This is a genomic window from [Clostridium] citroniae WAL-17108 (genome assembly GCF_000233455.1).
Lineage (GTDB): Bacteria > Bacillota > Clostridia > Lachnospirales > Lachnospiraceae > Enterocloster > Enterocloster citroniae.
Map to the genome: position 1 here is coordinate 141,372 of NZ_JH376431.1, position 11,926 is coordinate 153,297.

An 11,926-nucleotide genomic window follows, 5' to 3' on the forward strand; every position below is an offset into this window, starting at 1 on the left:
ACAACGAACGAATTAGTAGTTAACAAAAACCTTTCCGGCTCAACCCACCGGAAAGGTTTTTTTGTTATATCTGTCAACGGTCAGCTACCTGCATCTTACTTTCCTGCCCGGCGTTCCCGGAGGACCAGGGAATTCTCCTCCACCTTCTTCTTGTTAAGAGGATATACCACCAGCAGCATGATGGTCACGCAGAAAAACAAAAGGGCGGGAACCAGGGTGGAAATAGTATACAATCCATTTAACACCTGGGGACTCTGGACCTTGTCAGTCGACTGGTATCCGATCATCTCCAGGGCATAACCGCTCAAGCCCCCTGCCAGTGCCTGCCCCACCTTTCTTGCAAAGGAATACACCGAATAGATGGTCCCGTCCTCCCGCTTGCCGGTCATTACCTCCGCATCATCGATCACATCCGTAATATTGGCCCAGATCACCAGATTAAAGAAATTCACACCCAGGAATCCGATGGCCGCAGAGATCATATACACCCACGGATTGGTCAGTTTTAAAAAGAACAGCACCAGGTAGACCGCGCCGGTAAACGCAGTGGCCGCCACGGCAGCTTCCTTCTTGCCCATGCGCCTTGTGATGCTGCCCACAAAGGCGGCCAGGATCAGGGACAGCATGATATTGATAAAAGTGTAGCTGGAAAATGCTTTAATGTCCCCAAAATAATCCGCATACAGGTAGTTGTTCAGACCGCTGATCAAAAGCTGGCTCAGCATCAGGAACAGGGCCGCCCCTATGATCCCCAGCATGGCGCGGCTGGAAAATATGGTCTTAAAGGTTTTTGCCAGGGTGATCTTCGGAGCGTCCGGATCTTTGTCGATCTTCACCCGCTCTGTGGTGCATTTGTAACAGATCACATAGCAGACAATGGCGCACAGGGAAAATGCAGCTGCTACAACCGGGAAAATACGGCCGTTATTGCGGATGACCTGCGCCCCGCTCTCATCCGTGGCATAGATAATGACCGGTCCCAGTACGCCAATGACCAGCTGTGCCAGGTTTGCCCCAATGCCCCGGAAGGTGGATAACCCGGTGCGCTCATCCGGTTTATCGGTGATGGCAGACGCCATGGAACCGTAAGGGATATTGATGGCAGTGTAGCAGATGCTGCCCCACAGCAGGTAGGTCACATACATGTATACGATTTTGACCGTCATGGATGCCCCGGCCAGGGAGGACTGGTACATGAGGAAGCTGGCAATGGCCACCGGCCCGGCCATGCGGCGGATCCACTGCTTGAACCTTCCGTCCTTTCCGGGTCTGCACACATCCACAATACGGCCCATTGTGATATCCGTAAACGCGTCAACCACCCTGGCCGCCAGGAACAGGGTCCCCACCGCTGCCCCCGGTATTCCCAGCACCTTCATATAAAAAACCATGAGAAAGGTACTGGCAAATATAAATGTAAAATCGTTTCCGAAATCTCCAAATAAGTATCCGATCTTATCTCTCAGGCCAAATGGCCTCACCTGTTTCCCGTCCATCATTTCTCCGTCCCTTCCTCTCTCTAAAACCTTGTTTCCCATCGATTACAGAAAACATTGTCATTCAATCGTCCCATGAATTTGCTCTTTCCCATCATCTTGGACAGGGCTGCCTCAAAGGCCTCATGGCTTGGCATATACGCGTTAATATAGCAGCGGGCCATGGGCACATCGATCAGGTTGTTGGTAAGGCTCAGGGACAGTACAAAGGTGGGAAGTTCGGACATGTACCATGGCTGTTTGGCCGGCTCATCCCATTTGATGCGCATGGTGTTGAACTGGGCAAACCCCTGTACGTTGAGCACCAGAAGGACTGCGTCATACCTGGCTTTAAATTCTTCCATCCTGCCCTTTTTCTGCTCCACCACAGCGTCCACCTCAAATCCCCGGGACTCAAGCTGGCTCACAATATCCCCTATGATCTCCTGGTCATTACTCTTAAATTTGGTTCCTGCTATCACAGTGGCCTCAGAGCCGATATAGACCAGCTTCAGACGTCTGTATTTTTCCGTTGTCATGGGAAGGTAGGAGCGCCTGTCCTTAACCAGGGTGATATAACGGTCAGCCAAAGCGGCTGCGGTCTGATGGTGTTCCTTACACCCCACCACCAAAAGGTTCTCCCTTGGAGGAACCAGGGTCCCTTCTCTCTTGTGCACATGAAGATTCAGGGCGGCCTTGACGCCAAGGATCCGGTGAAGTGCATCGTTTAAGCGCTCCTGGGTGATGGTGCCGTTTTTATACCCTTCCATCATATATCCAAAGTCTTCATCCCTGTCATTAAAGAACAGGAACATGTCACATCCGGCTGCAATGGCCCCGGGAACCTGTTCCCTTCTGGAAACAGAAGAGCCGAACATGCCGATCATGTGGGAGGCATCCGTGACCACCAGGCCGTTAAAGCCAAGCTGTCCCTTTAGCAGTCCGGTGATCAGTTCCGGTGCTAAAGTGGCCGGACGGATATCCTCGTCCCTGATACCGGGACAAAGCTTTCTGGAATAAGCCGGAAGGGCAATGTGCCCTGCCATGATGGTCATGCATCCCTCATCGATCAGCGCCTTATATACGCGTCCAAAGCTCTTATCCCATTCCTCCACGCTCATATCATTGATGCCCATGATCAGGTGCTGGTCATTTTCCTCCGTGCCGTCCCCGGGGAAATGCTTCATGCAGGTGGCAAAGTTCTGGGTCCTCATGCCCCTGAAAAAGGCGGCGGCGTATCGTATCACATCATCCGGCTTGTCGTTAAAGGCTCGGAGCTGGACAATGGTATTTCTCCAATTATACGTCAGATCCACCACGGGAGCAAAGTTCCAGTTGCATCCCACGGCCGCGCTCTCCTTTGCACTGATGGAAGCCACCTCATACACGGCATCCTCGCTGTCCATGGCAGCCATAGCAGCCCCATTGGCCAGCATGGTCCCCTCATTGACGCCGCCGTTTCCTCCCATCTCGCAGTTGGACGCTATAAGAAGGGGGATCCTGGAGGCATCCTGTAGATTCTTTGCCATCTCCCACAGTTCTTCCTTGGAAGCATTATGATACCGGATAGCCCCCGGGTGATATGTATCCAAAACCTTTTTTATATTTTCCGGCCTGCGCTCCTCCTCATTGGCCACCATGTTCACGAATAATTGTCCTATTTTCTCCTCCAGGCTCATGGAGCGGATGGTTTCCTCCACCCACTGCACCTGTTCCTCACTCAGATTATACGGTTTCTGTCTCAGATCTACCATTTTATTCTCCCTTCTCTTTACGCCTGTAAGTTCTTCTCAAATTCATCTGTCAGCTGACCCTGCCACAGATCCGTGAAATCATCCTCCGCCAGCCGTTTCACGGCATCTGCAATGCCCCTCCAGCTCTCATACTCATGGGCCACAAGGATCGGATAAAAATGTATGCGGTTCTCTTCCGCCGCCAGCCGGTCCCCCGGCGCATCCCCCACCATCATCACATGTTCCCTTTTATACCCGTATTCCAGCAGCTTCCTGATACAAGATGATTTAGACCCTGCATTCTGGGCCAGCAGAATATCCACATGCTCCAACAGCCCGTGCCTCCCCCATTCCTCCTTCACCGCATCCTGATTGGCAGACGATACAATGGCAATATCCGCATACTGGTGGATCAGCGCAATCCCTTCCCTGACTCCGGGAAAGGGAAGCATGTCTGTTTTGGGAAGCTGTTTGATCTCCCGGTTCACTGTCTCCGACCAGTGGAGTGCCTTTTTCAGGCAAATGCTGCCTGAGGATCGTACCTGTCTCTCCAAAGCGCTGTTTGACAGCTCATCTGTCTCTCCGGCCCAGGCAGTCAGGTCCGAAAGCTTTGGAATCTCCAAGTACAGATGATCCACCGTCTCCAAAACCAGGGCCAGGGCTTTAAACCGGTTCGTTCCCCTTGTCATGGAATAAAGATTGACCTTATTCCACAGGTCCAGAACTTCCCTTTCCCGGTTTTCCAGCGCCCACTCCTTTACCATGCACGGACCAAAGCACCTGAAATGCTTGATATCCATGGTATCCATGGCACATCCGTCCGAATCGATACAGACCAGATGATCCTTCTTTTTCTGAAAGCCTGTAAATGGACCGTCTTCCACATATTCCATATATGCTGCCTCCTTTTCCCTTTCATGGTTTTAATCTAGCCCAAAACCACAAAAGAAAAAAGAGAGGATATTGCTTTAAAATAGTACTATTTTTTGGTATACTAATTATTAGTAGAAAATTTTCCTAAATAATCGCAATATTATAGTATTAATTTGTAACTGTTCAGGACATCCGATGTGGACTGTTACATTCATTTTATGTTAAGAAAGGAATCTTTCATGAATACGGATGTTCTCACCCTGTTTTCCCAGATTATCCAGGCCCATCACATGAACTGCCTGCAGATTGAACCTGACTTTTCCAACCTGTACAAGGCTGACATGGAACTTCGGTGCAAGCTTTACTCGGATTACGATTACAGAGGTCTGGAATACTTTATCCAGCAGAACTGCCGTGAGGCAGAGATCGTTAAGATGGTGGATGATTTTTCCCTGACCATTTACATCCTGCGCATTGGCCAGACATCCATTTCCCCTGTCCTTCAGGATGTGATCATGCTCATGGGACCTGTTATGGAGACGCCGCCCTCCCTTACGGATATCCGGCGTATCATGGCGGACAAGAAGCTGCCGGAGAACCTGCTGCGGGAACTGCAGGCATTTTACAACAATGTCCCTGTGCCCTCAGACCTGAAGGCCCTGGAGTCCACGCTGCTGACCATTGCGGACAATCTCTTCGCCAGAAACCACATCCTGCGGCTCATTCCGGAGGAGGGCGGGCTTTCCTTTGAGACCTCCCCGGGTTCCCTGACGCTGAATGAGCGCCCTTCCATTGCCATGAGCAGCATCGAAGAGCGCTATGAGGTGGAGGAAACCATGTTAGATGCCATCACCTGCGGGGATCAGGATAAAGCGGGGCGGTATTACAGCCTGTTTAAAACCTACCGTATCACCCCGCGCACGGAAAACGCACTGATCAACCGCAAGAACATGATGATCATTTTTAACACCCTGTGCCGGAAATCCGTGCAAAAAGGCCACGTACACCCGGTCTACATTGACGACCTGTCCACCCGCTTTGCCATCCGCATCAACCAGGCGCGCTCCATGAGCGAACTGGATTCCATTGACAATGATATGGTGCACAAATACTGCCTGCTGGTGAGGAACCATTCCATGAAGAACTATTCCCAGATCGTGCAGCGCTGCATTACATACACGGATTTCCACTATGCCGAACCACTGACCCTGGCCTTTTTCGCAGACATGTGCCATGTGACCAAATCCTATCTGTCCAGCCTGTTCAAAAAGGAAACCGGATCTAATCTGACCGATTACATCCATGGGGTGCGCATACGCCATTCCCTGCAGCTTCTCAACTCCACCACACTGCCCATCCATGTGGTGGCCAATGGATGCGGGTATACGGACGTAAATTATTTTATTAAAATATTCAAAAGGATCCATGGGATTTCGCCAAAGCAGTACAGGAATCAGATGCATAAAGATTAAGGGCGCGTTGCATAATATTAAGGAAGTTAACATGCATCGCACGTAAGGGACCAAAAGACGGTCCCTAAGTGCTCATAGCGAACCACTCCACTAGGTTCGGGGAATACCTCACCAAGTGGAGATGACATGCATCGCACGTAAGGGACCAAAAGACGGTCCCTAAGTGCTCATAGCGAGGTGGTTGGAATGGCATCTTATGTGTCCCCGAAGATTCGGGAGAAATTTGAAACCCTTTCCGTGGACCTGAAAAATGATATCCTGGAGCGCAATGTGCATCTGGAAACGCTGCAGGATCTGATCCAGGTTCTGGAAACGATCGTGAAAGAAGGCGGTTCTTAAAACGCGCCTGCAATTGCTTTCTGACTGCTTTTTGCAGACAGGCAGTTGGCCGGCGCGTACATCAACAGGAGGTGGCATGATGGACAAAACAGAACATTTGACCAACAAGACAGACAGGGATTGCTCCCATGATACGGACAAGGTAAAAAAAGACGGCTGCTCCTATGTGGAGCCGCTCCCTGAATCATCCCGGCCAAGACGGGATGGTCCTGGAGGTAATTAAATCCACGGAAAAAACAGGACCGGATATCCCCCTGGGGAGCCGGTCCTGTTTTCTGGATCCAGATTTTCTTGGTTATGTTTTTCTTTGTTCGGCTTGTTTTAGTTCTGTCTTTTGGGCGCTATTTTTCCTGCACCTGCCTTTCACGGCTCTTTTCCGCTTTTGGTTCGCCGTCTTCCCAGATGATTCCCGGTCCGTATGGGGCCAGGCTTACCATAATATAGGGACATGTACAGGCGTCCTTCGTGGTTCTGGCAAACTGCCACATTTTCCTGCACATGCTCTTTACAATGCCCTGATGCTCTTTCTCATTGATCACATTATGCAGTTCCCATGGATCCTGCTCCAGATCATACAGTTCATCCTCGTCAAATCCGTTAAATACATATTTCCATTTCTGATCCCACACAGCCCGCTGTATCCCGTATAGTTCGTTTCCGTTTGTCTGGGTGTAGATCTCTCTCCTCCACTCCCCGGGGATTTCCTCGTTCAGGAAGGGGCACAGCGACCGGCCTGCTGTTGGAAGCGCCTCCTTCACGCCTGCCAGTTCCAGGATGGTGGGGGCGAAATCTGTAATGGATACCAGCTCCTTCACGCTTTTATGGCCCAACATGCCTCCGCCTCCGATCGCTGCGCAGATGTGGTATGCTTCCCTGAAACATGGGAGGCCTTTTGCCCACAATCCGTGGGCTCCCAGATAATCCCCATGGTCAGTCAGATATATGATATACGTATCCTGAAAAATTCCTTTTTCCTCCACTGCCTGGAGCAAACGGCCGAACATGGCATCCTCAAAGCTGACAAATGCAAGATACCGGCGCATACTTTCCTTTTCTTCCTCCAGGGTCAGATCAAACCGCCGGCGCGTCCTTCGATAGAGCGCCGGCTTATCCTCCATGGGATCGTCAAAGCTTTCCGGGAGTTTCATATCAACTCCCTCATACAGTTGGATGTACTCCTTTGGCGGACAATAGGGATCATGGGGTCCTGTAACTCCCACGTACATGAAAAAGGGATCGGCTTTGTCATAGTCGCGTATGACATCACAAGCCTTTTGCACCGTGATCCGGTCCCCAAAGGGGTCCTGGTCTTCTCCAAATTGATAATATATGGGATACCCCTCCCGGCTGATCTGTCCAAAACCCTCTTTTTTTCCTGACAGATCAATGTTTTGTACTGATTGGTAAACACGCTCCCAGTCATTGCTTCTTGGTCTGTTTTCCGGCCGGAACCTTCCGTAATTGGAAACATACTCATTTAAAACATGTTCAAAGCCCCGGTCCTTGGGGCCCTCATAGGCGCTGACATGCCATTTCCCCGAAAAATAAGTACGGTATCCGGCCCTGCACAGCACCTCCGGAAACAGTTCTACCCCATCATATAGTCCGCGGGATAAGGCATTGTCAATCTCTACATTATTCCAAACCCCATGTTGTGAGGGATATAACCCGGAAAAAAAGGAAGCTCTTGAGGGACAGCAATGGGGCGACACACAAAATGCCTCCTCAAACACCACTGCCTTTTCGCAAAATGCCTCTATATTCGGTGTTATGGCCTGATGTTCTTTCTTTATGGTATCCGCATTCTGCTGATCCGTCATAAATACAATGATATTTGGTCTTTCTTTCACTTTTTCACCACCAACGTATTAAATCTGTTACTTCATTTCGGATTTTTACAAATTCCCGGTCTGCCACATCTCTTGGCCTCTCCAGATGACAGTCCAAAATCTGCTTGACCCCGGTTGGCTTATTGGTGAGAACCATGATGCGTTCCCCCAGATAAACCGCTTCCTCCACATTATGGGTAATAAAAATTACAGTTGTTTTTGTTTTCTGCCAAAGCTTCAGCAATTCATCTTCCAGCTTAAAGCGCAGGTCCAGGTCCAGCTGCCCATAGGGCTCATCCATCAACAGCAGTTCCGGATAAGTCGCAAATGCCCGGGCAATAACCGTGCGCTGGAGCATGCTGATGGACAGCTGTCTTGGATAGTAATGCCGGTATTCCGTAAGTCCTACTATTTCCAGCATTTCTTCCACCCGCTCCTTCAAAAGCGTTTGCGGCACCCGTTTGATCTGCAGGCCAAACCGGATATTCTCCTCAACCGTAAGCCATTCCATAGCCGAGCTTTCCTGTAAAATATAAGAAATGTTGTTCTTCCTGCAATCAATAGGCGCTCCATCTACCAGAATCTCTCCGTCCGTTATATCATAAATTTTAGTCAGGCAGTTTAGGAACGTGGTCTTTCCGCATCCAGTCGGCCCTACAATACACAAGAATTCCCCTTGCCTGACATCGAACGATATATGGTCCAATACTTTCAGGTCGCCAAAACATTTGGTCAGGTTCCTAGCCTGCACCTTTATATTTTCTTTCCCCATATCCTACCTCTTCCTGTTTACCATTGCGCTGATCTCTTTTCTCAGCTTTAAAAACTCAGGGTCCACATAATTTCTGGGCCTTGGCAGCTGGATTCTTATATCTGCCAATACAGTAGAAGGACAGGTTGTCATTACAATGATCCGGTCCGCCAGATACAGAGCCTCTTCAATATTATTTGTAACAAAGATCACAGTCCGCTTTTCCGTATTCCTGATCCGTATTACCTCATCCTGCATCAAATATCTGGTCTGTGCATCAAGGGCGCCAAAAGGTTCATCCATCAGCATCACATCCGGTTTGGTACAGTATGCCCTGGCGATCCCCACACGTTGTTTCATCCCGCCTGATATTCTGACCGGGTATACGGTCTCAAATCCATGCAACCCTACCAGATCGATATATTTCTGCGCTTCTGCCCGCCGTTCCTTTTTATCCGCACCGCGCACCTTCATGCTGTATTCCACATTTCCCATCACGGTCAGCCAGGGAAACAACAGGATGTTCTGAAATACCATGGCACGGTCCGGTCCCGGTTTTTCGGCCTTTTTTCCCCGGATGTATACCTCCCCCGAGGAAGCTTCCTCTAAACCTGCTATAATATTCAGCAGTGTGGTCTTCCCACATTGCCCCGGCCCAAAGACTACAACAAATTCGTTTTCATCCACACTGAAGTTCACATCCTTCAGGACCTGGTTTCCCTCTCCCTCCTTGGTCTGATGGAATGTTTTTGTTAGATTCTTCACTTCTATAAGCGTTCCCATCTACTTCCCCCTCACATTCCAGGCACATAGCTTAGACTCGGCAAAACGCATGACAGAGGCCAGAAACAGGCCGATCAGACCAATCACCACAATACCGGCAAATATCTGCACCATGTTCATGGAACTCTGTCCGGCCAGGATGATCCACCCCACCCCCTCGGAGGAGCGCACCATCTCCGCTGCCAGCACGGCTGCCCATGCGGACCCCAGTGCGACCTGGAGCCCATTAAAGATCTGGGGAACCGCGCTGGGAAGGACAATATGGATAAACAGCTGATTCTCTTTTGTGCCCAGCATCCTTGCAGCACCCAAAAGGTCCGGGTCTACAGCTTTTACGCCATCCATGACGTTTGTCATAATGATCATCACTGCTGTGATAAAAATAATAAAGTACTTGGATCTCTCCCCGATCCCCAGCCAAAGGATCGCCAGGGGAATCCATGCAATCGAAGGAATGGAGCGCAGTAAGAGGTAGAACGGCTTGATAACAGCCTCCCCCACTTTAAACCAGGAAGCACAGAAACCAAGCAGGATTCCGCAGACAGCCGCTGCCACATATCCTACCATAACCCTTGACAGGCTCCAAAGGATATGCTGTCCCAATGCCTGCCTCCCAATGGGAGTCACCAGGCCCTGACCGATGAACTGTATCACTTCCACAGGGCTTGGCATCAGCCTGCCAAAGGACGCTGTACATGATAGGACATACCACAGACCAAACAGGGCGGCCAGGCTTCCTGTGCCCCAGACTAATTTTTGAACACTTTCTCTATTCTTCATCGCTTTTTACCTTTAACCAATATCTTTTCCAACAGCTCCAAAGCAACTGTGAGAAGCGCACCGATCAGGCCGATGGTCAGCATTCCCACAATTACAAGGTCAGGTCTGCCCAGGCTTCTCGCCACTTGGATCATATAACCAAGTCCGCTCTGGGATGCCAGAAGCTCAGCTGCCACAATTCCCAGCCATGCCATGCTCAGGGAAACTTTCAATCCGGTAAAAATATAGGGCAGTGCAGATGGTATGGCAACCTTCCACAGAATTTCACTTTTTCCCGCTCCAAAGATCTGGGCCACCCATATATGGACTTCGTTTGTCTGCTTGATTCCAGAGTAAACATTGACCACAGTTCCCACAAACACATTGACAAATATAATTGCCGCCTTTGCCTTTAATCCAATCCCCAGCCAGACCGTAACCACAGGGATCCACGCAACCCCGGGGATGGTCCTTAAAAAATCAAAGATGGGCCTGACCACATAGTCCACCGGCTTATACCATGCCATAAAAATCCCTGTGGGCAGTCCGGCCGCCACCCCGATCAGGTAGCCGATCACCACTACGATCAGGCTGGCCTTTATATGCCCCAAAAGGGTATTGCCATCCGGAACCTTAGAGGTCAGCTTTACAAAAAATGACTGGACGATTTTGCCCGGCCCTGGCAGCATATTGTGGCGGAATACATGAAAAACATCTGAAATCAGATACCATACCAGCAAAAAGACGAGAATGGACACACCCGATATTACATAATATTTCCATTTAGTATTTTTCTCTCTCATCCTACTTCTCCAGCTTTTTTAATGCATCCTCAACAACATCTGCGGTCGTGTTCTGCTTCAGGGCGTCCAGCACATTTTCTTCCATTGCCCCTGCCTCAACATAACACTGGATCAGTCCCTGCATCCATGCGCCGGTTTCTTTGTCCTTGATATTGGATGCATCCATGTATGTATTCCATCCGCACTCATCCTTGACATCCTTTTCAGAGAAATCACTGCGCCCATGCTCTGTATAAAACTTTGTAACCATTGTCTCCTCATACTCCTGATCCGAGTTTAACTTGGCTGCTGCTTCCAGCCAGGATGCCATAAAATTCACACAGGTATCGTAATTGTCTTTATAGAAATCCTCGCTTACCAGTATGGAATCCTGCTGCGGATTCCCCTGCTGCCTTAATCCGCCAACCAGAACATATCCTTCCTCCATAAGCTTCAGCCCTGCAGAGGGTGATCCCATACATGCCAGATCTCCCTGTCCGGAAACAAAGGCAGTATAGACATTACTGGTTTCCATATTTAGGAAATTTACATCATCTATGCTCAAGCCGTATTTAGATACATAATCAATGGCCATGTAATGTGATATATTTCCCACGGTTCCCAGTATGGTAGCACCGCCTATGGAATCCGCACTCCCTATCAACTCCGGATAGTCGGTCAGGTTCTTTCCTGCCTTTGCGATCTCGCTGTCCGGACGTGCAAATATCCAGGCTCCATCCATCTCATACTCCACATCAGCGATCAGCTTGGCGTTGTAATTGGGAATTGCGATCATTCCTCCTGCACCGATGGGGCCAATGTCCCACTCTCCTGCGCCCAACGCCTCCGCCATGGGTCCCCCTGACGGGAAGTCGATAATTTCAAGCTGATACCCGTATTTCTGATCCAGCTTCTCATCCTTGATAACCTGTAACGGCACGCTCAAATAGTAAGGCATCGCTCCTGCCCGAACGGTTTTCACCCCCGTATCTTTTGTCTCCCCATTTTTGCCGCATCCTGTAAACATGGAACAAACCATCATTGATACCACTGCAACTGCTGCTGTTTTCTTCAAAATACGTCTTATCATGATTCCCTCCTATACATAAGTAATTAAAAAAGTTTTTCAT

12 protein-coding genes are annotated in these 11,926 nt (G+C 49.7%); 3 read left to right on the forward strand and 9 right to left on the reverse strand.

Annotation, left to right across the window (positions count from 1 at the left end):
- Positions 1–95 precede the first annotated feature (95 nt).
- Genes HMPREF9469_RS27545 through HMPREF9469_RS27555 form a run of 3 tightly spaced genes read right to left on the reverse strand, consistent with a single transcriptional unit; the run spans position 96 to position 4,101 of the window.
- Complete coding sequence (locus HMPREF9469_RS27545; RefSeq protein WP_007870208.1) at positions 96–1,496, reverse strand: MFS transporter; 1,401 nt, start codon at positions 1,494–1,496, stop codon at positions 96–98.
- Positions 1,497–1,519: 23 nt separating this feature from the next.
- Positions 1,520–3,229, reverse strand: coding sequence for a glycoside hydrolase family 3 protein (locus HMPREF9469_RS27550; protein WP_007870210.1), 1,710 nt, complete (start codon positions 3,227–3,229; stop codon positions 1,520–1,522).
- Positions 3,230–3,246: 17 nt separating this feature from the next.
- Positions 3,247–4,101: an HAD family hydrolase gene (locus HMPREF9469_RS27555; RefSeq protein WP_007870214.1), complete on the reverse strand. Its 855-nt coding sequence runs from the start codon at positions 4,099–4,101 to the stop codon at positions 3,247–3,249.
- Positions 4,102–4,320: 219 nt separating this feature from the next.
- Here HMPREF9469_RS27555 and HMPREF9469_RS27560 point away from each other — a divergent pair, with 219 nt between their 5' ends.
- The 3 genes from HMPREF9469_RS27560 to HMPREF9469_RS32205 all read left to right on the forward strand — a co-directional run bounded on the left by HMPREF9469_RS27560 (position 4,321) and on the right by HMPREF9469_RS32205 (position 6,115).
- A complete protein-coding gene (locus tag HMPREF9469_RS27560) occupies positions 4,321–5,553 on the forward strand; it encodes an AraC family transcriptional regulator (protein WP_007870216.1) in 1,233 nt (410 codons plus the stop codon).
- Between the two features lie 186 nt (positions 5,554–5,739).
- Complete coding sequence (locus HMPREF9469_RS27565; protein WP_007870218.1) at positions 5,740–5,892, forward strand: hypothetical protein; 153 nt, start codon at positions 5,740–5,742, stop codon at positions 5,890–5,892.
- A gap of 76 nt (positions 5,893–5,968) precedes the next feature.
- Positions 5,969–6,115 (forward strand): hypothetical protein, encoded by a 147-nt coding sequence (locus tag HMPREF9469_RS32205; RefSeq protein ID WP_156200164.1) that lies wholly within the window; start codon positions 5,969–5,971, stop codon positions 6,113–6,115.
- Between the two features lie 118 nt (positions 6,116–6,233).
- On the opposite strand, the gene HMPREF9469_RS27570 is transcribed toward HMPREF9469_RS32205, so the two are convergent.
- The 6 genes from HMPREF9469_RS27570 to HMPREF9469_RS27595 are packed head-to-tail and all read right to left on the reverse strand — an operon-like array spanning position 6,234 to position 11,886.
- Positions 6,234–7,742: a sulfatase-like hydrolase/transferase gene (locus tag HMPREF9469_RS27570; protein ID WP_007870220.1), complete on the reverse strand. Its 1,509-nt coding sequence runs from the start codon at positions 7,740–7,742 to the stop codon at positions 6,234–6,236.
- A gap of 4 nt (positions 7,743–7,746) precedes the next feature.
- On the reverse strand, positions 7,747–8,493 hold the full coding sequence (locus HMPREF9469_RS27575; RefSeq protein WP_007870231.1) for an ABC transporter ATP-binding protein: 747 nt from the start codon (positions 8,491–8,493) through the stop codon (positions 7,747–7,749).
- Between the two features lie 3 nt (positions 8,494–8,496).
- On the reverse strand, positions 8,497–9,255 hold the full coding sequence (locus tag HMPREF9469_RS32685) for an ABC transporter ATP-binding protein (RefSeq protein ID WP_007870235.1): 759 nt from the start codon (positions 9,253–9,255) through the stop codon (positions 8,497–8,499).
- Entirely contained in the window at positions 9,256–10,035 is a 780-nt protein-coding gene (locus HMPREF9469_RS32690; protein WP_007870238.1) for an ABC transporter permease, read from the reverse strand.
- The gene (locus HMPREF9469_RS27590) at positions 10,032–10,817 is read right to left on the reverse strand and encodes an ABC transporter permease (protein WP_007870248.1); all 786 of its coding nucleotides are present in this window, start codon (positions 10,815–10,817) and stop codon (positions 10,032–10,034) included. The genes HMPREF9469_RS32690 and HMPREF9469_RS27590 overlap by 4 nt, the downstream gene beginning before the upstream one ends.
- A gap of 1 nt (position 10,818) precedes the next feature.
- Positions 10,819–11,886 carry an ABC transporter substrate-binding protein gene (locus tag HMPREF9469_RS27595; RefSeq protein ID WP_007870251.1) on the reverse strand — a complete coding sequence of 356 codons (1,068 nt, stop codon included), beginning with the start codon at positions 11,884–11,886 and terminating at the stop codon, positions 10,819–10,821.
- Positions 11,887–11,926: the final 40 nt, after the last annotated feature.